Annotated in this window: 26 protein-coding genes; 8 read left to right on the top strand and 18 right to left on the bottom strand. The window is 74.7% G+C overall.

From position 1 onward, the window contains the following. Positions 1–44: 44 nt before the first annotated feature. From LWC33_RS31480 to LWC33_RS31470, 3 genes are read right to left on the bottom strand one after another with little or no spacing between them, the layout of a single operon-like run. Positions 45–470 carry an MmcQ/YjbR family DNA-binding protein gene (locus LWC33_RS31480; RefSeq protein WP_233308349.1) on the bottom strand — a complete coding sequence of 142 codons (426 nt, stop codon included), beginning with the start codon at positions 468–470 and terminating at the stop codon, positions 45–47. A gap of 14 nt (positions 471–484) precedes the next feature. Then, a complete protein-coding gene (locus LWC33_RS31475) occupies positions 485–904 on the bottom strand; it encodes a VOC family protein (protein ID WP_233308348.1) in 420 nt (139 codons plus the stop codon). Next, a complete protein-coding gene (locus tag LWC33_RS31470) occupies positions 901–1,110 on the bottom strand; it encodes a DUF4177 domain-containing protein (RefSeq protein WP_233308347.1) in 210 nt (69 codons plus the stop codon). Before LWC33_RS31470 ends, LWC33_RS31475 begins: the two co-directional genes overlap by 4 nt. A gap of 122 nt (positions 1,111–1,232) precedes the next feature. Here LWC33_RS31470 and lipP1 point away from each other — a divergent pair, with 122 nt between their 5' ends. Next, positions 1,233–2,162, top strand: coding sequence for a LipP1 family hormone-sensitive lipase (gene lipP1 / locus LWC33_RS31465; RefSeq protein ID WP_233308346.1), 930 nt, complete (start codon positions 1,233–1,235; stop codon positions 2,160–2,162). Between the two features lie 24 nt (positions 2,163–2,186). Here the strand turns inward: lipP1 and LWC33_RS31460 are convergent, their stop codons facing one another. Next, positions 2,187–2,987, bottom strand: a complete 801-nt coding sequence (locus tag LWC33_RS31460) for a helix-turn-helix domain-containing protein (protein ID WP_233308345.1) — start codon at positions 2,985–2,987, stop codon at positions 2,187–2,189. An 87-nt stretch (positions 2,988–3,074) separates the two neighbouring features. On the opposite strand from LWC33_RS31460, the gene LWC33_RS31455 reads away from it, so the two are divergent. The 3 genes from LWC33_RS31455 (at position 3,075) to LWC33_RS31445 (ending at position 5,862) form a co-directional block, all read left to right on the top strand. Next, the gene (locus tag LWC33_RS31455; RefSeq protein ID WP_233308344.1) at positions 3,075–3,467 is read left to right on the top strand and encodes a PaaI family thioesterase; all 393 of its coding nucleotides are present in this window, start codon (positions 3,075–3,077) and stop codon (positions 3,465–3,467) included. Between the two features lie 120 nt (positions 3,468–3,587). Continuing rightward, positions 3,588–4,448 (top strand): LLM class F420-dependent oxidoreductase, encoded by an 861-nt coding sequence (locus LWC33_RS31450; protein ID WP_233308343.1) that lies wholly within the window; start codon positions 3,588–3,590, stop codon positions 4,446–4,448. 40 nt (positions 4,449–4,488) lie between these two features. Then, on the top strand, positions 4,489–5,862 hold the full coding sequence (locus tag LWC33_RS31445; RefSeq protein WP_233308342.1) for a phenylacetate--CoA ligase family protein: 1,374 nt from the start codon (positions 4,489–4,491) through the stop codon (positions 5,860–5,862). A 59-nt stretch (positions 5,863–5,921) separates the two neighbouring features. Here LWC33_RS31445 and LWC33_RS31440 read toward each other — a convergent pair whose 3' ends face one another. Both LWC33_RS31440 and LWC33_RS31435 read right to left on the bottom strand, forming a co-directional pair. Beyond that, positions 5,922–7,319, bottom strand: coding sequence for a hypothetical protein (locus LWC33_RS31440; protein WP_233308341.1), 1,398 nt, complete (start codon positions 7,317–7,319; stop codon positions 5,922–5,924). Further along, positions 7,316–7,519: a hypothetical protein gene (locus LWC33_RS31435; protein WP_233308340.1), complete on the bottom strand. Its 204-nt coding sequence runs from the start codon at positions 7,517–7,519 to the stop codon at positions 7,316–7,318. Before LWC33_RS31435 ends, LWC33_RS31440 begins: the two co-directional genes overlap by 4 nt. Positions 7,520–7,740: 221 nt before the next feature. Between LWC33_RS31435 and LWC33_RS31430 the strand changes: the two genes are divergently transcribed. Continuing rightward, the gene (locus LWC33_RS31430) at positions 7,741–9,624 is read left to right on the top strand and encodes an FAD/NAD(P)-binding protein (protein ID WP_233308339.1); all 1,884 of its coding nucleotides are present in this window, start codon (positions 7,741–7,743) and stop codon (positions 9,622–9,624) included. Between the two features lie 54 nt (positions 9,625–9,678). Here the strand turns inward: LWC33_RS31430 and LWC33_RS31425 are convergent, their stop codons facing one another. The 9 genes from LWC33_RS31425 to LWC33_RS31390 all read right to left on the bottom strand — a co-directional run bounded on the left by LWC33_RS31425 (position 9,679) and on the right by LWC33_RS31390 (position 18,947). After that, positions 9,679–10,650, bottom strand: a complete 972-nt coding sequence (locus LWC33_RS31425; protein WP_233308338.1) for a sulfite exporter TauE/SafE family protein — start codon at positions 10,648–10,650, stop codon at positions 9,679–9,681. An 89-nt stretch (positions 10,651–10,739) separates the two neighbouring features. Further along, positions 10,740–10,865 (bottom strand): hypothetical protein, encoded by a 126-nt coding sequence (locus LWC33_RS35550; protein WP_255693655.1) that lies wholly within the window; start codon positions 10,863–10,865, stop codon positions 10,740–10,742. Between the two features lie 790 nt (positions 10,866–11,655). Continuing rightward, positions 11,656–12,351, bottom strand: a complete 696-nt coding sequence (locus LWC33_RS31420) for a sirohydrochlorin chelatase (RefSeq protein ID WP_233308337.1) — start codon at positions 12,349–12,351, stop codon at positions 11,656–11,658. Positions 12,352–12,495: 144 nt separating this feature from the next. Further along, complete coding sequence (locus tag LWC33_RS31415) at positions 12,496–13,818, bottom strand: sulfate adenylyltransferase subunit 1 (RefSeq protein ID WP_233308336.1); 1,323 nt, start codon at positions 13,816–13,818, stop codon at positions 12,496–12,498. Then, positions 13,818–14,741 (bottom strand): sulfate adenylyltransferase subunit CysD, encoded by a 924-nt coding sequence (gene cysD, locus LWC33_RS31410; RefSeq protein ID WP_255693670.1) that lies wholly within the window; start codon positions 14,739–14,741, stop codon positions 13,818–13,820. Before cysD ends, LWC33_RS31415 begins: the two co-directional genes overlap by 1 nt. A 20-nt stretch (positions 14,742–14,761) precedes the next feature. Continuing rightward, positions 14,762–15,463: a phosphoadenylyl-sulfate reductase gene (locus tag LWC33_RS31405; protein WP_233308335.1), complete on the bottom strand. Its 702-nt coding sequence runs from the start codon at positions 15,461–15,463 to the stop codon at positions 14,762–14,764. After that, positions 15,460–15,627, bottom strand: a complete 168-nt coding sequence (locus LWC33_RS31400; protein ID WP_233308334.1) for an Insertion element protein — start codon at positions 15,625–15,627, stop codon at positions 15,460–15,462. Before LWC33_RS31400 ends, LWC33_RS31405 begins: the two co-directional genes overlap by 4 nt. 73 nt (positions 15,628–15,700) lie before the next feature. Beyond that, positions 15,701–17,377 carry a nitrite/sulfite reductase gene (locus tag LWC33_RS31395; RefSeq protein WP_233308333.1) on the bottom strand — a complete coding sequence of 559 codons (1,677 nt, stop codon included), beginning with the start codon at positions 17,375–17,377 and terminating at the stop codon, positions 15,701–15,703. A 274-nt stretch (positions 17,378–17,651) separates the two neighbouring features. After that, positions 17,652–18,947: a serine/threonine-protein kinase gene (locus tag LWC33_RS31390; protein ID WP_233308332.1), complete on the bottom strand. Its 1,296-nt coding sequence runs from the start codon at positions 18,945–18,947 to the stop codon at positions 17,652–17,654. 709 nt (positions 18,948–19,656) lie between these two features. Here LWC33_RS31390 and LWC33_RS31385 point away from each other — a divergent pair. From LWC33_RS31385 to LWC33_RS31375, 3 genes are all read left to right on the top strand, one after another. Beyond that, entirely contained in the window at positions 19,657–20,265 is a 609-nt protein-coding gene (locus LWC33_RS31385; protein ID WP_233308331.1) for a hypothetical protein, read from the top strand. A 366-nt stretch (positions 20,266–20,631) separates the two neighbouring features. Continuing rightward, positions 20,632–21,795, top strand: a complete 1,164-nt coding sequence (hemW, locus tag LWC33_RS31380; protein WP_233308330.1) for a radical SAM family heme chaperone HemW — start codon at positions 20,632–20,634, stop codon at positions 21,793–21,795. 121 nt (positions 21,796–21,916) lie between these two features. Beyond that, complete coding sequence (locus LWC33_RS31375; RefSeq protein ID WP_233308329.1) at positions 21,917–22,708, top strand: esterase/lipase family protein; 792 nt, start codon at positions 21,917–21,919, stop codon at positions 22,706–22,708. 201 nt (positions 22,709–22,909) lie between these two features. Here the strand turns inward: LWC33_RS31375 and LWC33_RS31370 are convergent, their stop codons facing one another. The 3 genes from LWC33_RS31370 to LWC33_RS31360 form a co-directional block, all read right to left on the bottom strand. Continuing rightward, on the bottom strand, positions 22,910–23,740 hold the full coding sequence (locus tag LWC33_RS31370) for an ABC transporter permease (RefSeq protein WP_233308328.1): 831 nt from the start codon (positions 23,738–23,740) through the stop codon (positions 22,910–22,912). Beyond that, complete coding sequence (locus tag LWC33_RS31365) at positions 23,737–24,675, bottom strand: ABC transporter ATP-binding protein (RefSeq protein ID WP_233308327.1); 939 nt, start codon at positions 24,673–24,675, stop codon at positions 23,737–23,739. Before LWC33_RS31365 ends, LWC33_RS31370 begins: the two co-directional genes overlap by 4 nt. Continuing rightward, positions 24,672–25,133, bottom strand: a 462-nt coding sequence (locus tag LWC33_RS31360) for a hypothetical protein (RefSeq protein WP_372476739.1), incomplete at its 5' end; no start/stop codon positions are given. The genes LWC33_RS31365 and LWC33_RS31360, both read right to left, overlap by 4 nt.

The raw sequence follows: 25,133 nt of genomic DNA, 5'->3' as shown, positions 1-25,133 counted from the left end.
GATCGCCGGCGACCACCCCCTCGATCACGCTGCCGCACAAGGGCTCAGGCGTCGGCGGTGCCGTGGGCCGCGAGCCAGTCCCGCGCCCGCTTGGGCGAGGCGCGGGCCAGCCAGGCGTCCTGCACCACCTCGGCCAGCTCGACGCGGCCGATCTCGGGCAGGCGGGAGGCCCGGATCAGCACGGACGGGTGGCCGTCGAAGTGCCGCGTGGTGAAGAAGGGCGAGTCGGGGTCCTGCACGAGGGCGATCTTGTCCTCGTCGCCGCCGACCCAGAACACGATGACGTCGGCGTACCGCTCGCCGGTGTCCGGGTCGACGGCGTCGGGCCGGGGAGTGCGGAAGAAGACGAACGACTTCCCGCCCACCTGGTACACCGCGTTGCCGCGGGGGCCGTCGATGCGCGTGACGTGCGGCATCCCGGCGGCGAGCTCGTGCACGTCCTCGACCCGTGCCGGCCGGTCGTCGACCACGGCCCGAGATGCTGTCAGACCGCGAACAACTGGTCCAGATCGGCGAAGGCCTTGAACTCCAGCGCGTTGCCGGCCGGGTCGAGGAAGAACATCGTGTGCTGCTCGCCCGGCTCGCCGGCGAACCGGACGTACGGCTCGATCACGAACTCCACACCCGCGGCCCGCACCCGTTCGGCCAGAGCGGTGAACTCCGGCACCGGCAGGACCACGCCGAAGTGCGGGACCGGGACCTCGTGCCCGTCGACCGGGTTGCGGCCGGCGACCCCGCGGTGCCCCGGGACCAGGTGCGTGACGACCTGGTGCCCGTGCACGTCCCAGTCCGTCCAGGCCTCGGCGGAACGGCCGCGGGGGAAGCCGAGGACCTCGCCGTAGAAGCGGCGGGCCGCATCGATGTCGTCGACCGGGATCGCCAGGTGGAACGGCGGGCGGGTCATGCGACCGGCCGCTCGAACGTGACCAGCAGGCCCTCGACCCCGCCCGGGCCGACCCGCCCCTTCACGTCCGCGCTGGTGATGGTCTTGAGCTGCCAGCCGTCGGCGGCCTCGCCGTTGAGGACCTTCTCGAGCTTGTCCGCGGACAGCTTGCCGCCGATGAGGCCCTCGCGAAGTTGGATCACCTTGTACTCGAAACGCCGTGCCATGCGTCCGAGCATGCCAGCGACCGGAGGATTCACGAACGTTCGACAGGCGGCCATGATGGGTGCGACGCCGCCGACGCCGAGGTCGGCAGGTGCTCCCGTTCTGAGAAGGGACGAACCTGACCATGCCGCTCGACCCGCAGATCGAGGCCCTGCTCGCGCAGATGGCCGAGCAGGGCGCGAAGTCGCCGGAGAGCATGACCGTCGCCGAGAGCCGGGCGATGATCGGGGAGCTGGCCGGCCTCGCCGGGCCGCCCGTGGAGCTCCCACGCGTGGAGGACACGACCGCGCCGGGGCCGGACGGCGACATCCCAGTCCGGGTCTATGTGCCGCCGGGCGACGGCCCGCTGCCAGTACTCGTCTACTACCACGGGGGCGGCTGGGTGATCGGCGACCTCGACAGCCACGACGGCGTGTGCCGGACGCTGGCCGCGCGGTCCGGCTGCCTGATCGCGGCGGTGGACTACCGGCTCGCCCCCGAGCACCGCTTCCCGGCCGCGGTCGACGACGCCTACGCCGCCCTCACCTGGGCCGCCGAGAAGATCGGTGACCTGGGCGGCGACCCGGCGCGCCTCGCGGTCGGCGGCGACAGCGCGGGTGGGAACCTCGCCGCCGTCGTGTCGCAGCTGGCGAAGAAGCAGGGCGGCCCGCGGATCGCCTTCCAGCTGCTCGTCTACCCGGCGACGGACCGCTTCGACGACAGCCTGTCGATGCGGGAGAACGCGCTGGGCCCGCTGTTGTCCCGGGCGTGGATCGAGTGGTTCCTCGGCTGCTACCTGAACAGCCCCGACGACGGCCTCGACCCCCGCGTCTCGCCCGGCCGGGCGGACGATCTGTCGGGCCTGCCGCCGGCACTCGTGATCACGGCCGAGTTCGACCCGTTGCGTGACCAGGGGGCCGCCTACGTCGGCAAGCTGCGGGAAGCCGGCGTCGACGCCGAGCTGCTGCCGGTCGACGGCATGATCCACGGCTTCATCCAGATGGCCGGGGTGATCGACAAGGCCCGGGAGACGCTGGACAAGGCGGGTGACGCCCTGCGGACCGCCCTGACCTGACGGCCGCGGCCCCGCCGCCGACTCCTAGCCGAAACGGCGGCGCAGGTAGTCGGCGGTGGGGGCGTCGGCCGGGAAGAACGACTCCACCGCCACCTCCTCGAGCGTGATGTCCAGCGGCGCGCCCAGCACCGAGACCGTCGAGAAGAAGGTGAGCAGGCCGTCGGGGTGGCGCATCCGCAGCGGCAGCACGACCCGGTTGCGCGGATGGGCGTCGGGGTCGAGGCCGAGGGTGCGGCAGTAGCCGACCAGCTCGTCGAGCAGGGCGCCGAGGGCGGGATCCGCCGAGCGGTCGGCCTGGCGGCGCAGCCGCGACACGAGGTGGGCGGCGTACTCGTCGAGGCCCTCGACGTACCGGGCGAGCCCGCGCGGGTGCAGGGCGAGCCGCAACACGTTGGCCGGCGGCTCGAGCAGTCCCGGATCCACCAGCTCGACGAACACCGCGATCGCCCGGTTGGCGTCGATCATGTCCCACTGCCCGTCGACCAGGACGGCCGGGAAGGGGTCGTGCGCGGCCAGCAGCCGGTTCAGCGAGCCGTGCACCTCGGCCATCTCCGACGAGTGCAGCGAGTGCTGCGAGTACGCGGGCGCGAACCCCGCGGACACCAGCAGCGCGTTGCGCGCGCGCAGCGGCAGGTCCAGCTCCTCGGACAGGTGCAGCACCATCTCGCGGCTCGGCCGCGACCGCCCCGTCTCCAGGAAGGACAGGTGCCGGGCCGACACCTCCGCCTTGTTCCCGAGATCGAGCTGCGTGAGCCGGCGGCGCTGCCGCCACTCGCGCAGCAGCCCGCCGAAGGCCGTCTCGACCGGGACCGTCGCCGCTGTCATGACCCGACGATACGAAGCCGGCCGGCGCCGGGCGATGACCTCCCGGGTAATGGCGCGACCGCACGCCCGCGCGCGAGAGTCCCGGTCATGGACGTGACCGAGCAGATGTACGCCGCCATGCCCTTCACGAAGGTCCTGGGCGCGACGGCCCTCGCTGCCGACCGCGACGAGGTCCGGCTGCGGCTGGAGTGGACCCCCGAGCGCTGCACCGGCGGCGGGTTGCTGCACGGCGGCGCCACCCTCGCGCTCGCCGACGCCGCCGGTGGCTGGGCCGGGTTCCTCAACCTGCCGGAGGGGGCCACGGGGACGGCGACCACCTCGTCGTCGACCCATTTCCTCCGCCCGGTGACCGCCGGCGCGGTCGAGGCCACCGCCCGGGTGCTGCACGCCGGACGCACGGCGATCGTGGTCGTGGTGGACGTGACCGACGACCGCGGCCGGCTCACCGCGCGGGTGACCCAGTCACAGGCGGTGTTGTAGGCACAGGCGGTGTTGTAGGCGCCCAGGGTGGTACCGACGGGACCAGGCTCGCGCCGGGCAAGCCGCGCCGGACGGGGCTAGCGTCGTAACCGGAGGACCATCCACCTGTGAGGAGAGCGCGTGAAACTCGGCCTGCACATCGCAGACTTCACCTACCCGAGCGGCCCGCAGGGCCTCGCCGACGACCTCACCCGGATCGCCGTCACGGCCGAGGAGGCCGGGATCGCACGGGTCAGCGTGATGGACCACGTCTGGCAGATCCGGCCCGTCGGGCCGATCGAGAACGACATGCTGGAGGCGTACACGACCCTCGGCTACCTGGCCGCGCGCACCGAGCGTGTCGAGCTGCTGGCCTGGGTCACGGCGGTCAGCTACCGCGACCCGGGCATGCTCGCCAAGCTCGTCACGACCCTCGACGTGCTGTCGAAGGGGCGGGCGTGGCTCGGCATCGGCGCGGCGTGGAACGAGGAGGAGGCCAAGGGGCTCGGGCTGTTCTTCCCGTCGACCGCCGAGCGGTTCGAGCGGCTGGAGGAGACGCTGCGCATCTGCCTGCAGATGTGGAGCGACGACGAGGGCCCGTTCGAAGGCACGCACTACCGGCTCGAGCGGACGATGAACGTGCCGCAGTCGCTGACCCGCCCGCACCCGCCGATCCTCATCGGCGGCGGGGGCGAGAAGAAGACGCTGCGCCTGGTCGCGCAGTACGCCGACGCCTGCAACCTGTTCGACGGCCCGGAGCTGCGGCACAAGCTCGACGTGCTGCGGCAGCGGTGCGAGGAGGTCGGCCGCGACTACGACGAGATCGAGAAGACGGTCATGGGCCGGGGCTACGGGAGCGACCCGAAGGAGCTGGTCGCGCACCTGGAGGAGCTCGCCAAGCTCGGGATCCAGGAGTACCACGGCCTGATGCCGGACGTGTCCGAGCTCGAGCCGCTGCGGGAGCTGGGGAGGGAGGTCGTCCCGGCGGTCGCCGACCTCTGACCGGCTTCCCGGGAGGCCGTGCAGGCTCCACACTGTCCGGATGCCGGACGAGGACCGCACGGCCTACCGGCGGCTCCGCGCCGCGCACCTGAGCGCGGTGCGGGCCGCACTCGACGACCACGTGGCGCGGCTGGACCGGCCGCCCCACGTGATCGAGCGCCACCGCACCGAGCGGCTGCGCGCGCTGCTCGGCTGGGCGCGCGAGCGCTCGCCCTTCCACGCCGCCCGGATGGGCGAGGTCGACCCCGAGGCGGCGACCGTCGAGGACCTCGCCCGGCTGCCCGTCATGACCAAGCAGGAGGCCCAGGAGGAGTGGGACGCCATCGTCACCACCCCCGGGCTCGACCGCGCGGGGGCGGAGCGCGCGCTCGCCGGGCAGCGCTGGTTCTCGTACACCCCGCAGGGACTGCAGGTGTTCAGCTCCGGTGGGTCGAGCGGCGTACGCGGCGTGTACGTCTGGGACTGGGAGCAGTACGTCACGCTGGCCTGCCTGGCGTGGCGCTGGCAGGTCAGGGCCGACCGCGCCGCCGGGGTCGAGGGGCCCACGCGGCTGGCGGTGCTCTCGGCGGGCGGTCCGCCGCATGCCAGCACGCCGTTGTTCGACGTCGGAACCGATGCGTCGACCGAGACGGTCGTGATCCCCGCCGCGGCGCCGTTCGACGACGTCCTCAAGGCCGTCGCCGATGCCCGTCCGACCGCGCTCGTCGGCTACGCCTCGGTGATCGGGCGGCTCGCGCGGGCCACGCTCGCCGGTGAGCTCGACGTGCGGCCGCTGCGGGTGAGCACCAACTCCGAGCCGCTGACGGAGGAGGACCGGTCCGCCATCGCTGCCGCCTGGGGCGCGCCGGTGCACAACCTCTGGGGCTCGACCGAGATCGGCGTCCAGGCCGTCGGGTGCGGGGTCGGCGACGGCCTGCACGTCTCCGCGGACGAGGTGATCCTCGAGCGGGTCGACGCCGACGGACGTGCGGTCGGACCCGACGACCCCGCCGCCCGCACCCTCGCGACCGGGCTCGCCGGGCGCACGTTCCCGTTCGTCCGCTACGACCTGGGCGACGAGGTCACGGTGCTGCCCGGGACCTGCCCGTGCGGCAGCACGATGCCGCGGGTCGCCGCCGTGGCCGGGCGGCGCGACGACGACTTCCGCTACGGCGGTCTCCTCGTCCCGGCCAGCGCGTTCCGCTACGTCCTGGGCACCGACCCGCGGATCTCGGAGTACCAGGTGCACCAGACCGCGGGCGGGGCGGACGTGCTGCTGGTCGGGTCGCCGGACGTCGCAGCGGTGACGGCGGCCCTGGTGGACGCGCTCCGCCCCTTCGGCCTGCCCGACGCCGCGATCACCGTCAGGGTCGTCGACCGGATCCCGCGTCACGAGGCGACGGGCAAGCTCTCCCGCTTCGTCCCGCTGCGATGAGGGTGGAGAGAGGACGCGGTGTGGAACCCTAACGCGATCTTTCGCGCCTCCTGATCGCGTTAGGGAACCATAACGCGATCACCTGCGCCTTCTGGGGACGTCGTGGAACCGTAGTGCGAGGTCGAGGGCGCCTGACGCGGGGGAACGCTCTGTGATGCTGCGGCGGCCGGGGGCGGGGCCTCGGCGAGCCGGCGGGCCTTGCCCCGGAGCTCGGCGACGGAGGCGAGGTCGTCGTCCACCGCCCGGACCGCGCGGCTCGCGTCCCGCAGCTCGTCGACGCTGCGCCGTACGCCCTCGAGCTGCGCGGTGGTGGCCTTCTCACGGGCGGTGACCGCGGCTCCGGCTGCGCGGCGCAGCGTGGTCTGGGCGGAGCGGGAAGCGTCACGAAGCTGCTTGACCAGCACGATCTGGAACTCCTCGACGACGGCGCGGGTCCCTGCGCGGGCCTCCTGGCGGCGGCGGTCGAGGGACCGCTTGCGCTCCGCGGCCACCGCGGATCCGCCGAGCGTGAGCGCGGCCGTCACGGCCCCGGTGATCAGGATCCAGAGCGGCATCGCGACGTGGAAGACCCGGGTGAGGACGAGGGACATCATGATGCCGCCGTAGGACGGCATGACGATCCTGGCCAGCCGGGCGCCCACGGGCATGGTGCCCCGGTCGGACTCGGCCGGTGGCGGCGCGAGGCCGTCGACGAGGGCGGCCGGGGTGGTCATCGGCAGGGCGGGGACCTCGAGCGGCGAGGCGAGCTCGAGGTGCCCGTTGAGCCGGCCGGTGAGGGCGGCGACCGTGTCGCGGGCCTGTCCGCGCGCACGGTCGGCCTCGGTGACGAGGCGCTCGCGGAGCTGCGCGTCGAGGCGGGCGCGGTCATTGCGCGGGTCGGTCGCGGCGAGGGCGGCGTCGGACTCGGCCAGCACGCTGCGGGCGGCGGTGCGGACCGCGAACTCGGCGTCGGAGACGAGGGCGGCGAAGCCGTCGGCGAGGAGCTGGGGCCACTCGCGGGCGAGGGCGCGCTCGTGCTCGGACTGCGTGCGGGTGCGGGCCAGCTCGGCACGCAGCCGGTTGGCGCGGGTCGGATCGGTGAGCGAGGCGCGGCGGAAGCGCAGGTCGGCGCCCAGGGAGGCGAGAGCGCGGTCGGTCTCCTCGCCCGCTGCCCGGACCGCGGCGGTCTCGCGCTCGGTGTTGCGGGACAGCCGCAGGGTCTCGCGGGCGCGGTGCAGGCGGCGGATCAGGTCCGCGCGGTCGTTGGCCTCCGCGCCGGCCAGGGTCTCGTCGAGGAGCTCGGCCGCCTCGGCAGCGGTGCTGCGGGCGGGGGCGGTGATCGTCTCGGGCATCTCCGGCTCCTCGGGGCGGTCGACGGGCGGGGCGTCCGGCACGGCGTCGGGGAGGGAGACGTCGGGCGGGGTGTCGTACGGACGGCTCCGGCCGGCCCGCGGGGCGGGCCGGCCGGGTCGGGTCATGCGGCGTAGTCGTCGGAGGCGTCGTCGCCCCCGTCGTCGCCCCCGTCGTCGCCGTCGTCGTAGCTCGCGGTGTCCTCGAAGTCGCCGCCGTCGTCGTCACCGCCGTCGTAGCCCTCGTCGTGGCCCGAGTAGTCGTCCGAGTACTCCTCGGAGAAGTCCTCGGAGTAGTCCTCGCTGTAGCTGCTGGCCCACTCGGCCATGGTGTGCTCCTCGTGTCGGTGGAGGCCCCGTGCGGTCCCTCCGGTGCCGAGAACTGTGCCGATCCGGGCGGCCCGGGACGAGCGAGTCAACCCCCGCGGACCGTTCGCCCGCCCCCGTTCCGGACGTGGGGTGCACCCCACCCTGCATCGGGGGCAGGCCCGGGAATAGCCGCGGTGGGTCCACGCGCTGCACACTGCGAAGGTCGACTGCCGGGAGGACGATGAGCACCGCCATCGCGATCGTCGGGGCCGGTCCGCGCGGCGTGGGGATCCTGGAGCGGATCTCGGCCAGCGCGCCCGAGCTGTTCCGCGACGCCCTGGACGTCCACCTGGTCGACCCGTACCCCGCGGGCGCCGGGCGGATCTGGCGCGACGCGCAGTCGCCGCTGCTGGCCATGAACTCCATGGCTGCAGACGTCACGATGTACACCGACGACTCCGTCGTCTGCGACGGCCCCATCATCCCCGGACCGTCGTTCTGGGAGTGGGCGCAGGGGCTCACGGAGGCCGACCTCGCCGAGTGGCCGCCGGAGCCGGCGGCCGAGCTGCGCGCCGTCACCGCGTCGACCTTCCCGAGCCGCCGGCTGCAGAGCCGCTACCTCGCCGCCGTGCTGCGGGCGGTCGTCGCCGACCTTCCCGAGAACGTCCGGGTGCACGTCCACCCCGCCCGCGCCACCGGGCTGACCGAGCGTGCCGGGCGGCAGGTGCTGACCGTCGATGGGGAGCCCGCGCTGATCGTCGACGCCGTCGTGCTCGCCTCCGGGCACCTCGACGCCACCCCCGCCCCGGACGAGCTGGCCCTGCTCGAGGCCGCCACCGCGCGTGGGCTGCGGTACCTCCCGCCGGAGCAGACCACGGATTCGGACCTCTCGGTCGTCGAGCCGGGGGAGACCGTGATCGCCCGCGGGCTGGGGCTCGCGTTCGTGGACCTGGTCGTGCTGCTGTTCGAGGGCCGCGGCGGCCGCTTCGAGGAGGGCCCCGGCGGGCTGACCTACGTGCCGTCGGGCCGCGAGCCGCGGCTGGTCGCGGGGTCACCGCGCGGTGCGCCCTACCACTCCAAGACGCACTACCAGCTGCGCGCGGGGCGTCCGCCGGTGCCGCGGTTCTTCACCTCGGACGTGGTCGACGCCCTGCCGCGGCCGGTCGAGCTGCGCCGCGACCTGTGGCCGTCGATGGCCAAGGAGATCGCCTTCGGCTGGTACCACGAGCTGTTCCTCGGCCACCCCGACCTGGTCGCGCTGCCGTGGGCAGAGTTCGAGCCGCGCTACGCCGCCCTCGACTGGGACTCGCCCGAGATGGCGGAGCTGCTGGCGTCGGCCGTCCCCGACCCGATCGACCGGATCGACTTCGCGGCCCTGGACCGGCCCTTCGACGGACTGGGGGCGGGGTCGCTGGAGGAGCTGCAGCCGCTCGTCCGGGCCCGGATCGCCGAGGACCTGCGCCAGCACACCGACGAGCGGCACACGCCGCACCTCGGCGCGTTCGTCGCGATGCTCGCCGTGTACGGGGAGATCACCCGGGTGCAGGGCACGGGGCTGCTGTCCGCCGCCTCGCGGGCCCGCGACGTGCCGCGGTGGCAGAGCTTCTTCAACTCGGTCGCGAGCGGCCCGCCCGGGTTCCGGGTACGCCAGCTGCTGGCGCTCTCCGAGGCGGGGTACGTGCAGTTCCTGGGCCCGGGGATGTGGGTCGACCTCGACGACGACGGCTTCCGCGCCGGCAGCACCACGCTCGCCGGGGCACCGCCGGTCCGGTCGACGATCCTGATCGACGCCCGGCTGCCCGACCCGAGCGTCGAGCGGACCGCCGACCCGCTGCTGGCCGGCCTGCGCGCGACCGGTGAGGTCGCCGAGGAGATCCTGCGGGACGCGTCGGGCGCGGTCCTGCGGCACACCGGGCTGGTCCGGGTGCGCCCGGCCGACGGGGCGCTGCTCGACGCCGACGGCCACGCCCACGAGCAGCGGTTCGCGGTCGGGCCGCACACCACGGTCAAGGTCGCGGGCGCCTTCACCCGGCCCGGGATGAACGCGCAGAGCCTGCGCTACAACGACGCCGTCGCCCGCGCCGTGCTGCTGTCCCTGCCGGGCGCGCGCAGCGCCGCGGCCTGAGAAGGAGGGACGGCCCTCCCGCGCGAGGTGGGAGGGCCGTCCGTCGGTCCGGCGTCAGTCCTCGTCGGGAAGCGGGCGCGGGGTCGTGTCGGGGGAGAGCCGCTCGCCCGACCCGCCGGCCGTGGCGCCCGCGAGCTCGCGAGGGGCCTGCCGGGCCTCGGCGGCGCGGGTCCTGCGCAGCCGGCGCACGGCGACGGCGACCGCGGCGACCCAGACCGCGACGATGAGCGTGTCGACGGCGGCGAGCACCGGCCCGGCCACGTCGAGCGCGTTCAGGATCGTGCGGGCGTTGGTGAACACGATGATGCCGCCGACCGCGGTGCCCAGCACCGGCGCGGGGATCTTGGTGACCAGCCAGGCCGCGATCGGGGCGGCGACGAGGCCGCCGACCAGCAGACCGCCGATCGTCCACGGATCGAGCACCGCGCTGCCCAGCCCGAGCAGGAACCCGATGCTGGCGAAGAGCGCGACCAGGAACTCCGAGGTGTCGACCGAGCCGATCACGGTACGGGGCGCGGTCTTGCCGGCGGTCAGCAGCGCGGGCGTCGCGACGGGACCCCACCCGCCGCCACCGGTGGCGTCGACGAACCCGGCGACCAGACCCAGGGGCGAGAGGAACGTCGAGCAGTGCGGCGAGCGGCGGGCCGTCGCCTCGCGGGGCGGGCGGACCGAGAACCGCAGCAGGATGTAGACGCCCAGCGCCAACAGGATCCCGGCCATGATCGGGGCGGCGTTCTCCGTCGAGAGCGCCGAGAGCACGGTGGCGCCGAGGAACGCACCGATCGCCCCCGGCACGCCGAGGCGGAGCACGAGCTTCCAGTCGACGTTGCCGAAACGCCAGTGCGAGGCGCCGGCGGCGAGGGTGGTGCCGACCTCGGCGAGGTGCACGGAGGCGCTGGCGGCGGCCGGGTTCACGCCGGCGATCAGCAGCAGCGACGAGGACGTGACGCCGTAGGCCATGCCGAGGGCGCCGTCGACGAGCTGGGCGCCGAGGCCGACCAGGGCGAAGACGATCAGGGTGCGCATTGCGGTGGTTCTCTCGCGGTGGTGGGCGCGCGCGGGCAGACGAGCGGGCCGGGGCGCGACGCGGTCGAGCAGGGGAGGCGACGACGAGGTCAGCGACAGAGTTCGTCGAAGGCGTGGCCGCGGCGCGACGGCCAGAACAGCTCCAGGTCCGAGACCCGAAGGGGCCGCACGGCGAAGGCGCCCCGGGGAAGCGGGCGCAGGTCGTCGGCGGGCATGACCCCATCGTGCGATCGGGTGCGCGGCCCCTCAACTGGGGGTCCGTGATGCGGGACCGGGCGCAAATGTCCGGACGAAAGCGCATGTGGGCGGGGTGGGGGCGCTGACGTGCGGAGACGGGATGCCCGTCGGGCGGCGTGGTGATCGTTCCCGTCGCGGGGCGTGGTCAGCCTCTCAGACGGGTGCGCAGCTCCGGTCCGCCCGGGTTCCCCGGGAGGATGTTCGGACAGCGGCGGTGTGGACCCGCGCCGCGCCCGGTCTCCTGATCGCTGGCGCGGTGCGCGGCGGTCGGGCGCGGCGGGTCGGCCGTGAATGGCCGGCGGGTGAGGCGCGGCCGTGAGTGGCCGACCGGTGACGTCGGCGGGCGATGTCAGGACTGGCACGGCGCGCGGCCGTGAATGGCCGACCGGTGACGTCGACGTGCCGCCGTCGGACGGAGGAGCCCCCCGTCGATCGTCGGTCGTGGACTGTGCCGGTCGGAATTCGACCGTCATCGTCCCCGCTACGTGATCATGGCGGTGCCGCGCCAGCGATCGCAGGTGGTGACACGGACGGACGGCCGCTTCAGAACGAGCCCGGGGAGGCCCGCAGTACCGCGACCAAGTGCAGAGCAGTGTGCCGCGTCCCGGAGCACGCCTCGGCCCTCGGTCAGGACGTGATCAAGGGCGGACAGGTGCCGGACAAGAGGCATTGACACCGTTCCGTCCTTGATCACGGAGCCGGGGTGGGGAGTGGCGGTGTCCTCGGGGGCAGAGGTGCCGCGCGGGGTGGTTCAGAGCCGGGCGCGCGTCAGGCTGCGGTGGGCAGCAGCGCGGTGGCGGTCGTGCGGTAGCGGGCCAGGACCACGTCGGCGATCGCGGGATGTGCGCCCAGCGCCTCGGCGACGGGTGCACCGTCGGCCTGCGCGCACACCCGGTCGAGCAGGCGGCCGGGGGCGAGGAACCAGGAGGCCACGGCGACGTGCCGGGCGCCGCGTTCCCGCAGCTCCGCGATCGCATCGGCCACGCCGGGGGAGGCGGTGGCGAAGGCCGCGACGGTCCGCGGCCAGCGCTCCGCCAGCCGGTGCACGACGGCGTTGGCGGCCGGATGCGAGGAGCCCGTCCCGGCGAGGACCAGGCCCAGACCGGGGTCGCCGGGGGCGAGCCCGAGCGCGGCGAGCCGCTCGGCGGCCACGTCGAGCAGGGCGGGGTCGGGCCCGAGGACGTCGGCGACGCGGACGTCGGGTGCCCCGGACTCCGCCACGACGGCGGGGATGTCGACCCGCGCGTGGTAGGCCGAGCCGAGCAGCAGCGGCACCACGACCGCAGGACCGTCCAGCGCGGCCAGCACGTCGCCGAACCCGGGCTCGTCGAAGTCGAGGAACGCGGACCGGACGTCGAGCCCGGGCGCGCGCGACCGCACGACGTCGACGAGCGCCCGCACGGTCGCCGCGGACCGCGGGTCCCGGCTACCGTGCGCCACGGCGAGGAGGGTGGGGGTCGTCATCGGGAGCTCGCTCCGATCACGTCACGCTCCCGCCCGACTCGCCGAAGCCCAGACCGCGACTCGCGGGAGCCCAGGCCCCGACTCGCGGGAGCCCAGACCGCGACTCGCGGGAGCCCAGAGCCCGACTCGCGGGAAGGACGGTGGTCACTCGGCGGGGCTGAGCGCCAGCGGGCTGCCGACGAGGCCGGCGGCGAGGGTGTTGCCCGTCGGCGGGTCGATCAGCAGGAAGCTGCCGGTGGCGCGGATGTCGGCGTAGTCGTCGACGGGCAGCGGGTCCGCGGTGCGCAGGGTGGCGCGGCCGATGTCGTTGAGCTCCAATGTGTCCGCGGTGTCGACCAGGGAGACCTCGGTCAGCGTGTCCGTGTCGATCCTGAACTCGGGCGCGCCCACGATCACCTGCGTGGTGCGGGTGCCGTGCTTGAGCAGCAGCCGCGCGTTCGCGCGCAGCGGCTTCTCGTTCAGCCAGCACAGGGTCGCGTCGATCTCCGAGGTCACGGAGGGCTGCGCGTCGGCGGCGACGAGCAGGTCCCCGCGGGAGATGTCGATGTCGTCGGCGAGCCGGATCGTGACCGAGCGGCCGGCGGTGCCCTCCGCGAGCGGCCCGTCGGCGGTGTCGACGTGCGTCACGGTCGTCTCGCGGCCCTCGGGGAGGACCACGACCCGGTCGCCCGGCGCCACCGTCCCCGCCGCGATCTGGCCGGCGTAGCCGCGGTAGTCGTGCAGCTCCCCCCAGCGCGCAGCGTCGGCGGAGCCCGCATCGGCACCACGGGGGCGGATCACGTACTGGACCGGCATGCGGAAGGGCTTCGCCACCTCCGGCCCGACGACGGGGACGGACTCGAGGTGCCCGAGCAGGGTCGGGCCGTCGTACCACGGCGTGCGCGCGGAGCGCTCGACCACGTTGTCCCCGACGAGCGCGGAGACCGGGATGGTCTGCACGGCGTCGTCGGGGAACCCGAGCGACCTCGCCAGCCCGGTGAACTCCTTCTCGATCGCGCGCAGCGTCTCCTCGTCGTACCCGACCAGGTCGATCTTGTTGATCGCGAGGACGAGCCGCGGGACGCGCAGCATCGCGAGCACGGTGGCGTGCCGCCGGGTCTGCTCGACGACCCCGTTGCGGGCGTCGACGAGCAGCACCGCGAGCTCCGCGGTGGAGGCACCGGTGACCGTGTTGCGCGTGTACTGGACGTGCCCCGGGGTGTCCGCGAGGACGAACTCGCGCGTCGGGGTGCCGAAGTACCGGTAGGCGACGTCGATCGTGATGCCCTGCTCGCGCTCGGCGCGCAGGCCGTCGACCAGCAGCGACAGGTCCGGCGTGGCCAGTCCCTTGTCGACGGACGCGCGCTGCACGGCCTCGATCTGGTCGGCCAGCACGGACTTGGTGTCGTAGAGCAGCCGTCCGACCAGGGTGGACTTGCCGTCGTCGACCGAGCCCGCCGTCGCGAAGCGGAGAAGATCCTTGCCCATCAGAAGTACCCCTCGCGCTTCCGGTCCTCCATGGCGGCCTCGGAGAGGCGGTCGTCGGCGCGGGTCGCGCCGCGCTCGGTCAGCCGGGAGGCGGTGACCTCGGCGATGATCTCGTCGAGGGAGGTCGCGGTGGACTCGACGGCGCCGGTGCAGGACCCGTCGCCCACGGTCCGGTAGCGCACCGACTTCTTCTCGAGGCTCTCGGTGCCGCGCGGGCCGCCCCACGGGCCCTCGGTCAGCCACATCCCGTCGCGCCGGAACACCTCGCGCTGGTGCGCGTAGTAGATGCTCGGCAGCTCGATCTGCTCGCGCTGGATGTAGCGCCACACGTCGAGCTCGGTCCAGTTGGAGATCGGGAACACCCGGACGTGCTCGCCGGGGGCGTGCCGTCCGTTGTAGAGGTTCCACAGCTCGGGGCGCTGCTTGCGCGGGTCCCAGCGGCCAAACGCGTCCCGGAGCGACATGATCCGCTCCTTGGCCCGCGCCCGCTCCTCGTCCCGGCGCCCGCCGCCGAACACGGCGTCGAACCGGTGCTCGACGATCGCGTCGAGCAGCGGCTGGGTCTGCAGCGGGTTGCGGGTGCCGTCCGCTCGCTCGACCAGCCGGCCGTCGTCGATGTAGTCCTGGACCTTCGCGACCTCGAGCCGCAGGCCGAGTCGCTCGACGATCGAGTCCCGGAAGTCGATGACCTCGTCGAAGTTGTGCCCGGTGTCCACGTGCAGCAGCGGGAACGGCACCGGTGCCGGAGCGAACGCCTTCACCGCGAGGTGCACCAGCAGCGTGGAGTCCTTGCCGCCGGAGAAGAGGATCACCGGGCGGTCGAACTCGCCCGCGACCTCCCGGAAGATGTGGATGGACTCGGACTCGAGCGCGTCGAGGGCGTCGAGTGTGGCTCTCTCGATAGTCGTCACGCTCGAGTTCAATGGTGCCCTCGCAAGCTCGGTCACGTGTGCAACCCGCATTCGATCTTCGACGTGCCCGCCCAGCGGCCGCTGCGCGGGTCCGCCCCGGGGAGGGGCTTGGCGGTGCAGGGGGCGCACCCGATGCTCGGGTACCCGGCGTCGACCAGTGGGTTCACCAGGATCCCGTGCTCGGCGATGTACTTCGCCATGTCGTCGTCGCTCCACGCGGCGATCGGGTTGATCTTGACCAGCCCGAACTTCTCGTCGTAGGTGACCAGGGGGGTGGTCGCGCGGGTCGGCGCCTCGACGCGGCGGACGCCGGTGACCCAGGCGTCGTAGCGCGCCAGGGTGTCCTGTAGTGGCGTGACCTTCCGCAGCGCGCAGCACCGGTTGGGGTCGCGCGACCAGAGGTCCTTGCCCTCGGCGGCGTCCTGCTCGGCGACGGAGGCCTTCGCCTGCGCGGTGACCATCCGCACGTCGTAGACCTGCTCGACGGCGTCGCGGGTGCCGATCGTCTCGGCGAAGTGGTACCCGGTCTCGAGGAAGAGGATCTCCACGCCCGGCCGGGCCTCGGCGGCCAGGTCGACGAGCACGGCGTCCTGCATGTTCGACGCGACGATCAGGCGGTCGCCGAAGGCCTCCGCGGCCCACGCCAGCACCTGCTCGGCGGCGGCGTCCGGCCCCAGCTGCGCCGCCCCCTGCTCGGCGACGGCGCGCAGGTCGGTCTCCGTGGCGACACTCATGACTCGACTCCCTCCGGGATCCCGATGCCCACGAACGTCACGACGAAGGTGCGCAGGCAGGACGCGCACCACCAGGCGGCGCCGGGCACCCGCTCGGAACGCTCGGCGGGGGAGAGATCTTCCTCGCCGCAGTAGGGGCAGTGGTACGGGACGACGCGACTCACTTGCCCTCCTCGCTGGCGCTCGTCGGCCGCGTTCGCGCGCTCACTGTGCTGAATGGTGACCTCGCAAGCTCGGTCACTTGAGATCATCCTCATCGGCCCGCAGCACCCACTGCGCGAAGCGCTCGCCCTGCTCGCGCTGCGCGACGTACTTGCGCACCATGCGCTCGACGTACTCGGCGAGCCCGGCGCTGGTGACCTTGAGCCCGCGCAGCTTGCGGCCGAAGCCGGCGTCGAGGCCCAGGCCGCCGCCCAGGTGCACCTGGAAGCCCTCGACCTGGTTTCCCTCGGCGTCGCGCACGATCATGCCCTTGAGGCCGATGTCGGCCACCTGGGTGCGGGCGCACGCGTTGGGGCAGCCGTTGAGGTGGATCGAGATCGGCGCGTCCGGCGAGAGGTCCGCCAGCCGCTTCTCGAGCTCCTCGACGAGCCGGATGGCCCGCTCCTTGGTCTCGACGATCGCGAGCTTGCAGAACTCGATCCCGGTGCAGGCCATCGTCGAGCGCCGCCACGGCGACGGCTCGACCTGCAGACCCAGCGCGGCGAGCTCGGCGGAGAGCGAGGCGACGTTCTCGTCCGGGACGTCGAGCACGAGGACCTTCTGGTACGGGGTGAGCCGGACCCGCTGGGAGCCGGCCGCCTCGGCGACCTTCGCGAGCGCGATCAGCGTCGAGCCGGAGACCCGCCCGGACGCCGTCGCGGCGCCGACGTAGTTGAGGCCGTCCTTCTGCTTGTGCACGCCGACGTGGTCGACGGTGTGCTCGGGGTTCTCCGGCGCGGGTCCGTCGACGAGCGGGCGGCCGAGGTACTCCTCCTCCAGCACCCGCCGGAACTCCGCCGCGCCCCAGTCGGCGACGAGGAACTTCAGCCGGGCCCGGTTGCGCTGGCGCCGGTAGCCGTAGTCCCGGAAGATCGAGGTCACACCCGCCCACACCTCGGGGACCTCGTCCAGCGGGACCCATGCGCCGAGCCGCTGCGCGAGCTTCGGGTTGGTGGACAGCCCGCCACCGACCCACAGGTCGAAGCCGGGGCCGTGCTCGGGGTGCTCGACGCCGACGAAGGAGATGTCGTTGATCTCGTGCGCGATGTCCGGCAGGCCCGAGATCGCGGTCTTGTACTTGCGCGGCAGGTTGGAGAACTCCGGGTTGCCGATGTAGCGATCGAGGATCGCGCGGACCGCCGGCGCGCCGTCGATCTTCTCGGCCGCGGCGATTCCGGCGACCGGCGAGCCGAGGATCACGCGCGGGACGTCGCCGCACGCCTCGGTGGTCCGCAGGCCGACCGCCTCCAGCTTCTGCCAGATCGCGGGCACGTCCTCGATCCCGATCCAGTGGTACTGGATGTTCTGCCGGTCGGTGACGTCGGCGGTGTCGCGGGCGTGGTCCTGGCTGATCTCGCCGACCACGCGCAGCTGGTCGGTGGTCAGCGCCCCGCCGTCGATCCGGACCCGCATCATGAAGTAGCGGTCCTCGAGCTCCTCCGGCTCCAGGGCGGCGGTCCGGCCGCCGTCGATCCCCGGCTGGCGCTGGGTGTAGAGCCCCCACCAGCGGAAACGACCGCGCAGGTCGGAGGGGTCGATCGAGTCGAAGCCGCGCTGGGCGTAGATGTTCTCGATCCGGGCTCGGACGTTGAGCCCGTCGTCGTCGCGCTTGAGGCGCTCGTTCGGGTTCAGCGGCTCGCGGTGGCCGAGCTTCCACTGGCCTTCTCCGCGCTTGCGCTTCTGGGCGGGCACGGCAGCGTTTTCCGTGGGCATGGTGGTGGGAGCTCCTGGGCTCGGGAGTGACGGCGGTAGGGCATGCCGGAGCGTTCGGAAGAAGTCCGGCGCGGACCGGGGCCTGGTCTGAGGGTCGAGGGCGCGGGGCGGCGCTTACCGTCGACAGAGCGCGCTGTTCACCCGGTGCAGGTCCACGTGGCGCCGTGCCACGAGGCGCAGAGTCAGCGCAGTCACGTTCACCAGGGTGCCACGTTGTCCGGACCGGAGGCCACCACGCGCCCGGATGCTGGGAGGGGACTCACAGGGGCGGGGCTCAGTCCCGGCCCCGGCCGTTCCCGTTCCCGTTGCCCTTTCCGTTCCCGTTCCCGTGCCCGTTGCCGCGGTCGCCCCTGCCGCCGTCCTCGTTGTCCTGGTCGTCGCCGAAGTCGAACTCGTCGTCCCCGTCGTCGCGCAGGACGACGCGGGGCGCGCGGGCCGGCGCGGGCGGCGTCGTGGGGGTGGCCTGCTCGAGCGCGGCCCCGGCGGCGGTCGCGAGGTGCGGCACCGCCTGGAGGGCCGGCTCGGGCGGCGCGAGCGGCGCCGGGGTGGGCGCGACGGCGGCCGGGGCGGCCGGCGCCGGGCTCGAGAGCAGGGTCGTGCCGAGGACGACGAGCCCGCCGGCCGCGACGACACCCCCGGCGAGGGCGGTCGCCAGCCGGCGCCGCGGCGTGGTCCGGGCGGGAGAGCGGTGCCGCGGCGTCGGCGGAACCGGCAGTGGGGCGGTGAGCGGGCGGACGGCGATCTCGCCCAGCCGCTCGCTCACCTCCGCGGCGCCCGGCCGGGCCCCGACCTCGTCGGCGGTCATGGCGAACAGCAGGGTGCGCAGCGGGGGTGCGAGGTGCGGCGGCACGTCGGGGCGGCGGTGGATGCGCGCGACCGCCGACTCCAGCGCGGCGCCGGCGTACTCGCGCCGTCCGGTCAGTGCCTCCAGCAGGACCAGGCCGAGGGCGTAGACGTCCGCGGGCGGGCCGACCTCGTGGCCGCGGACCTGCTCGGGGGCCATGTAGGCGGGGGTGCCGACGGCGAGTCCGGTGGTGGTGACCCGGGTGGCGTCGAGCAGGCGAGCGACGCCGAGGTCGGCGAGGAACGCGCGGCCGCCGCGGTCGAGCAGCACGTTGGCGGGCTTGACGTCGCGGTGCACCACCCCGAGCGCGTGCAGATGTGCGAGGGCGCCGGCGATCACCGTGCCGACCGCGATCACGCGCTCGTCCGGGACCGGGCCGAGCTCGACCAGGTCGGCAAGCGAACCGCCGTCGACCAGCTGCATGACGACGTAGCCGCGCCCGCCGTCCACGGCCCCGTCGCCGGCGTCGACCCCGCTGTCCAGGACCTCGACCAGCGCGGGATGGCGTGGGACGTCGTCGAGCCCGCGGACGCCGAGCCGCCGGACGTCGATCCCGGGGTGCAGCACCTTCACCGCGACCGCCCGGCCGGTCCGCAGGTCCGTCGCCCGGTGGACGTGCGCGGTGCCGCCCACGCCGATCAGCTCGTCGAGCCGGTACCGGTCGCCGAGCACGCCCTGGTCCTCGTTCGTCCCGGCGCCCGCCCGGATCTCCGGTCCGTTCTCCATGCCGTCTGGGACCTCCGTCTTCCGCCGTCGCGGCGGCGGCCGCGTGGTGGACACCTTGGTACCCCATCCGGGTCGGCCCGACCCGCACGCGCCCGCGGGGAAGATCCGCGGCGGCCGAACGGCGGAGACGATCTCTCAGGGTTCCGGTCCGGGGTCGCGTGCGGGAGTCCCCGGCGGAATGATCCACGGGGTTCGGGACGCTTCGGAACGGGCACCCGGGCGCGGCGGAAGGAGGGCCATGGCTCCGCGGCATGCACGGGCGCACGGGCGCATCCCCGCGGCGGAGCTGCTGCGCGGGAACCGCCGGCCCCCACGACCGGGCCGGCGCGGGCTGCTGGCGGCGCTCGCGGCCGTCGGGGTGCTCGGGGTGGGCGGGGCGGCGACCTGGGCCGCGGTCAGCGCCGGCGGCTCAGGCGGGCGATCGGAGGTCGCGCTCCCGACGATGACCTCGACGCCCGTGCCGGGTCGGGGTGACACCGGGTCCGGTTCCCCTTCCGGTTCCGGCTCGGCCGGGTCCGGGTCCGGGTCCGACGGTCCGGCGAGTCCGGGAGGCTCGGCGGGTGGCGCGGGGTCGGGTGGCGCGGGGTCGGGTGGCGCGGGGTCGGGTGGCGCGGGGTCGGTCGGCTCGGGGAGATCGGCGCCCCCGGTGGGTACGGCCGGGATCGCGCCCGGCGGGCCTGCTGCCGGCAATCCCGCTCCTGGTGCTCCGGTGCCCGGTGGTTCTGCTCCGGGCGCGGGAGCACCTGCTGCCCCCGCTCCGGTTGTCCCCGCTCCTCCTGCCCCCGCTCCGGCTTCTCCGGCCCCTGGTGCTCGGACGCCCGGGGAGCCGTCGATCTCGCCGTCCCCTGCCCCGACGGTCCCCTCGCCTGCCGATCCGGGTGCGGCCCTCCCGCCCGACGAGCGGCACGTCGTCCCCGACCCCGACGACCCCGACGGCAACCTTGCCGGCGATCGCACCGAGCGCCGCGCCGACGAGGCGGAACGCCGCGCGGAGCGGGCGGCCGACGAGGCGGCGCGTCGCGCCGAGCTCGGCGCCGACCGGGCCGAGCGTCGCACCGACGAGGCGGAACGCCGCGCGGAGCGGGCGGCCGACGAGGCGGAGCGTCGCGCCGAGCGCCGCTCCGACCGGGCCGGACGCCGCGCCGACCAGCAGGAACCGCAGGCCGACCTGCGGGCCGCCGAGACGGAGCGGGAGGCGGACCGGCAGGCCGCCCAGGAGGAGCTGTCCGCCGACCCCGGGGGCTCGCAGGGACCGTCCGGCGACGGCGCGCGGGGTCCCGAGGATCGGACGGTCGTCGGTCGGCACCGGGCAGGGTGAGGTCTCGGCCTCCCGGACGGGAGGTCCCGGCCTGTCGGACGAGATGCGGCCCACCGTGTGTCCCCGCACGTCCCCGCCCGCGGCCGCATCTCGCCGCATGTCGGCGCGCCTCGGCTGTGCACGCCGCCGAACCCGACGGTGATCGTCGGCCCGGGAGCGCTCTCCGCGCTCGGCGCGGAATCCGCTCCACATCCGCCGATCATGGATCGCCGGAACGCCCTCGCCGGGACGCCCTCGCCAGGACGCCCTCGCCGAGACGCGCTCGCCGGGACGCGCCGCCGGGACGCCCCCGCCGAGACGCCCTCGCCGTGACGAACGACCCGGCCGCGGGCGCCGGCACCTCCCGCGAGTCCGTACCGTGGAGTCGTGAGCAGGACGCCGTTCGGGATCTACGTGCACGTGCCCTTCTGCGCGTCGCGCTGCGGCTACTGCGACTTCAACACCTACACGGCCTCCGAGCTCGCCGGCTCCGGCTCCTCGCCCGACGGCTGGCTCGACGCCGTCCGCCGCGAGCTCGCCCTGGCCCGCCGGACCGTCGGCGACCGGGCGGTCGACACGGTCTTCGTCGGCGGGGGCACGCCGTCGCTGATCGGCGCCGCGCGCCTCGGCGCCGCGCTCGACGCCATCCGCGACGAGTTCGGTCTCGCGCCCGGCGCCGAGGTCACGACCGAGTCCAACCCGGAGTCGACGTCGCCGGGCTTCTTCGCCGATCTCGTCGAGGCGGGGTTCACCCGGGTCTCGCTCGGCATGCAGTCCGCGGCGCCGCACGTCCTGCGGGTGCTGGAGCGCCGGCACACGCCGGGCCGCGCCGTCGAGGCCGCGCGGGAGGCCGCGGCGGCCGGGATCGGGCACATCAACCTCGACCTGATCTACGCGACGCCCGGCGAGACCACGGACGACCTCCGCGCCTCGGTCGAGGCGGTGCTCGAGGCGGGCGTCGACCACGTCTCGGCGTACTCGCTGATCGTCGAGGACGGCACGGCGCTGGCGCGGCGGGTCGCGCGGGGTGAGCTGCCCGCCCCGGACGACGACGTCGCCGCCGAGCGCTACGAGCTGATCGACGACCTCCTCACCGCCGCGGGCCTGCACTGGTACGAGGTGTCGAACTGGGCCGGCACGCCCGAGGCGGAGTGCCGGCACAACCTCGGCTACTGGCTCGACGGCGACTGGTGGGGCGTCGGCCCGGGCGCCCATTCGCACCTCGCGGGCCGGCGGTGGTGGAACGTCAAGCACCCGGCCCGCTACGCCGCGGCCGTCGCCGAGGGCTCGCCGGAGGCCGACCACGAGGTGCTGACGGCCGAGGACCGGCACACCGAGCGCGTGATGCTGCGGCTGCGCCTGGCCACCGGCCTGGACCTCGGGCTGCTCGACGAGCCCGCCCGCCGCGAGGCCGCCCGCGCCGCCGCCGACGGCCTGCTCGACCCCGCGGCCCTCGACCGCGGCCGCGCGATCCTCACCCGCCCCGGCCGCCTGCTCGCCGACCGCGTGGTGCAGGACCTGCTCCTCGCGAGCGAGAGCACCCCCGCATGACCGCTGCGCCGCGAAGGGCGTCAGGCGCGGCGGTGTCGCTCGCACAACGTCGCACCACCTCGCACCCCGGGCCGGGAGGGTGTGCGAGGCAGTGGGTGCGAGTTCCGATGCGGGTGAGGCGGTGAGCCCACGGCGGAAGGCGCTGATCGCCGTCGTCACGGTGCTCGTGCTGGTGGTGGCGGTGGTCGTCGGCGTTCGGATGGCGAGCTCGTCGCGACCCACCGTCGACACCGAGGCCCGCCCCGCCCAGGACCGCCCCGGTCCGGTGCTGCTCGTCCCCGGCTACGGCGGCAGCCGGGACTCCCTGCTCCGGCTCGCGGCGCGGATCACGGCCACGGGCCGCGACGCCCAGGTGCTCACCCTCGTCGGCGACGGCACCGGCGACCTCTCCGCCCAGGTCAAGGTGCTCGACGACGCCGCCACCGCGGCCCTCGCCGCCGGTGCTCCGTCCGTCGACGTCGTCGGCTACAGCGCCGGCGGGGTCGTCGCCGGCCTCTGGGTCGCCCGCGACGACGGTGCCGCCAAGGCCCGCCGGGTCGTCACCCTGGGCTCGCCCCTGAACGGGACGACACTCGCCGCCGTCGCCGCCTCGCAGGCCCCCGACGCCTGCCCGACCGCCTGCCGCCAGCTCGCCCCGGGCTCCGCGGAGCTCGCCGAGCTCGCCCGGGCCCGGGTCGGCAGCGCCCTGCCCTGGCTCTCGATCTGGACCGCGAACGACGAGACGTCCACCCCGCCCGACACCGCCGACCTCCCCGGCGCCACCGACGTCGAGGTGCAGCAGGTCTGCCCGGGTGCCCGGGTGACGCACTCGGGCCTCCCGACCGACCCGACCGTGAGCGGCCTCGTCCTGCGCGGGATCGCCACCGGCCCGATCGACCTCACCGGCGCCGGCTGCGGCGCCGCCGCCTCCTGAGCTCGCCGCCTCCTGAGCTCGCCGCCTCCTGAGCTCGCCGCCTCCTGAGCTCGCCGCCACCACCACGGCCGCGGTGCACCAGCCACGGCGACCGTGGCCGACCTCGGACCGCGTTGATCGCCGACAGCGACCGATCGAGGCCAGGAGTGGCTGAGAAGTGTCCCAACCGACGATCACCGGCCCACCATCGGCAGCCGGCCCTCAGGTCGTGACGTCCTTGGTGCTGAAGTTGGCCCAGGCGGCGCCGAAGGCGACCACGATGTACCCCAGCTGCACCAGCACCCCCTCGCGCACGGTGGTCCAGAGGATGGGGTCGCGGAAGAGGTCGATCCACGCCAGCCAGTGCGAGGTCGGCAGGTAGGGCTCGATCGCGGCGGCGGCGTCGAGGGGCTGCAGCGCCGCGCTGGCCACGACGAACGCCAGCACCCCGAGGGTCGCGGCCAGCGGAGAGTCGGTGAGCGTCGAGAGGAACAGCCCCACGGCCCCCAGCGCGAGCATGCACAGCGCGAGGTAGCCGACGGTCGCCGCGGTCCGGGCCAGCACGTCGAGGGGCGTGAGCTCGACCCCCGACAGCGACGGGATGGCGCCCGTCCCGCCGAGCGAGGCGTCGGGCCCGAAACCGAAGGCGGCGACCCCGACGACGTACGACACCAGCGTCACGAACACCACCGCGAGCAGCACGAACGCGGCCACGGAGATCAGCTTCGCCAGCAGCAGCCGCACCCGCCCGACCGGCCGCACCAGCAGGTACCGCAACGTCCCGGCCGACGCCTCGCCGGCGATCGTGTCGCCGGCGACGATCGCGACCGTGATCGGCAGGAAGATCGGGATGACGAGTGCGAGCGCGGCCGCCGGGAAGATCTGCCCGTTGCTCATCACCGCGGACAGGAAGGCGCCGCCGCGCCCGGGCGGTGGGGCGAGCCGGGTGGTCGCGAGCAGGATCGCGACGAGCGTGGGCAGCGCGCACAGCAGCACCCAGCACAGCCAGACCCGGCGACGGCGCAGCATCAACCGCAGCTCGACGCCGATCACCGCGGCCCCTCCGACCGCCGGCCGTGCGGCAGCCGGTCCACCCGGTCGGTCCCGCTCCCGGTCAGCTCCAGCACCACCTGCTCCAGGGTCCGGCGTTCCTCGGTCAGGCCGGTCACCCGCACCCCGCCGGCGACCAGCCGGGCGTTGAGCGCGGCCGGCTCCACCCCGCGCACCGTGACCGTGTCCCCGCGCCGGCCGACGACCTGCCCGTTCAGCAGCCCGACGACGGCGTCGGGCTCGGGGGTGCGGACGACGACCCGCCCGGTCGACGTGCGCAACGCCGCGAGCTCGGAGTCCAGCGCGAGCCGTCCGGCGTCCATCACCCCCACGTGGGTGCACAGCGCCTCGACCTCGGTGAGCAGGTGCGACGACAGCACGACGGTGGTCCCGGCCTCGTTCAGCGAGGTCAGCAGCGCGCGCATCTCCTGGATGCCGCGGGGGTCGAGGCCGTTGGTGGGCTCGTCGAGCAGGAGCAGCTCGGGCTCGCGCAGCAGGGCCGCGGCGATCCCGAGGCGCTGGCGCATCCCGAGCGAGTAGGCCCGCACCGGTCGCCGGTCCACGCCGCCGAGCCCGACCTGCTCCAACGCGGCGTCGACCCGTCTCCGGCGGTGACGGGAGCGGCCCGGCCCCGCGGCGTCGAGCAGCCGCAGGTTGGCCCGCCCGGACAGGTGGCCCCACGCCGCCGGGCCTTCGACCAGCGCACCGACCCGCGGCAGCACCGCCCGGGCCCGGCGCGGCATCGGCTCGCCGAGGACCTCGATCGACCCGGACGTCGCGTGGACCAGCCCGAGCAGCATCCGGACCAGCGTGGTCTTGCCGGAGCCGTTGGGGCCGAGCAGCCCGAACCGGACGCCCCGCGGGACCTCGAGCGTGACGTCCCGGACCGCCGTCACCCGGCCGAACCGCTTGGTGAGCCCGCTCGTCGCGACGATCACGCCCGCCGCCCCGGCAGCTCGCGCACGGCCTGCTCCAGCACCTCGGGCGCGACGGTCCCGGCCAGCAGCACCCCGCCGCGCCGGATCCCGCCGCGCGCGACGACCGACAGCAGCGGCGTGCTGATCCGCGCCGCCCGCCCGACGGGGACCCCGACCGTGGTCCCACCGGCCGCGGCGGCGCCGTCGATCAGCCGGTCGGCGATCCCGCGCGAGGCCGGGACCAGCACGAACCCGGCGACGCCCGCGCCGTAGACCCCGACCCCGGGCAGCCCGGACCCCAGCGGGACACGCTCGCGGCCGGCGAGTCGCGCGGGCGGCGCGGGGGCGTCGAGCTGGCGGAGGGCCCCGGCGAGGTCGGCAGCCTCGGCGGTGACCGCCCCGGCGCACAGCAGCACCGCGACCTCGAGGAGGGCGACCAGCCCGGCCAGCCCGCGGCCCCGCAGGAGCGGCCCCGACCC

Origin of the sequence: Pseudonocardia terrae (assembly GCF_021343995.1) — a bacterium.
GTDB lineage: Bacteria > Actinomycetota > Actinomycetes > Mycobacteriales > Pseudonocardiaceae > Pseudonocardia > Pseudonocardia terrae.
The sequence above is the reverse complement of the archived record's forward strand: the minus strand, read 5'-3'. Positions and strand labels throughout refer to the sequence as shown.

Coding starts and splice junctions, on each gene's coding strand:
- LWC33_RS31475 (WP_233308348.1), bottom strand. CDS start 904: ATGACCCGCCCGCCGTTCCACCTGGCGATCCCGGTCGACGACATCGAT.
- LWC33_RS31470 (WP_233308347.1), bottom strand. CDS start 1,110: ATGGCACGGCGTTTCGAGTACAAGGTGATCCAACTTCGCGAGGGCCTC.
- lipP1 (WP_233308346.1), top strand. CDS start 1,233: ATGCCGCTCGACCCGCAGATCGAGGCCCTGCTCGCGCAGATGGCCGAG.
- LWC33_RS31460 (WP_233308345.1), bottom strand. CDS start 2,987: ATGACAGCGGCGACGGTCCCGGTCGAGACGGCCTTCGGCGGGCTGCTG.
- LWC33_RS31455 (WP_233308344.1), top strand. CDS start 3,075: ATGGACGTGACCGAGCAGATGTACGCCGCCATGCCCTTCACGAAGGTC.
- LWC33_RS31445 (WP_233308342.1), top strand. CDS start 4,489: ATGCCGGACGAGGACCGCACGGCCTACCGGCGGCTCCGCGCCGCGCAC.
- LWC33_RS31440 (WP_233308341.1), bottom strand. CDS start 7,319: ATGACCCGACCCGGCCGGCCCGCCCCGCGGGCCGGCCGGAGCCGTCCG.
- LWC33_RS31435 (WP_233308340.1), bottom strand. CDS start 7,519: ATGGCCGAGTGGGCCAGCAGCTACAGCGAGGACTACTCCGAGGACTTC.
- LWC33_RS31430 (WP_233308339.1), top strand. CDS start 7,741: ATGAGCACCGCCATCGCGATCGTCGGGGCCGGTCCGCGCGGCGTGGGG.
- LWC33_RS31425 (WP_233308338.1), bottom strand. CDS start 10,650: ATGCGCACCCTGATCGTCTTCGCCCTGGTCGGCCTCGGCGCCCAGCTC.
- LWC33_RS35550 (WP_255693655.1), bottom strand. CDS start 10,865: ATGCCCGCCGACGACCTGCGCCCGCTTCCCCGGGGCGCCTTCGCCGTG.
- LWC33_RS31420 (WP_233308337.1), bottom strand. CDS start 12,351: ATGACGACCCCCACCCTCCTCGCCGTGGCGCACGGTAGCCGGGACCCG.
- LWC33_RS31415 (WP_233308336.1), bottom strand. CDS start 13,818: ATGGGCAAGGATCTTCTCCGCTTCGCGACGGCGGGCTCGGTCGACGAC.
- LWC33_RS31405 (WP_233308335.1), bottom strand. CDS start 15,463: ATGAGTGTCGCCACGGAGACCGACCTGCGCGCCGTCGCCGAGCAGGGG.
- LWC33_RS31395 (WP_233308333.1), bottom strand. CDS start 17,377: ATGCCCACGGAAAACGCTGCCGTGCCCGCCCAGAAGCGCAAGCGCGGA.
- LWC33_RS31390 (WP_233308332.1), bottom strand. CDS start 18,947: ATGGAGAACGGACCGGAGATCCGGGCGGGCGCCGGGACGAACGAGGAC.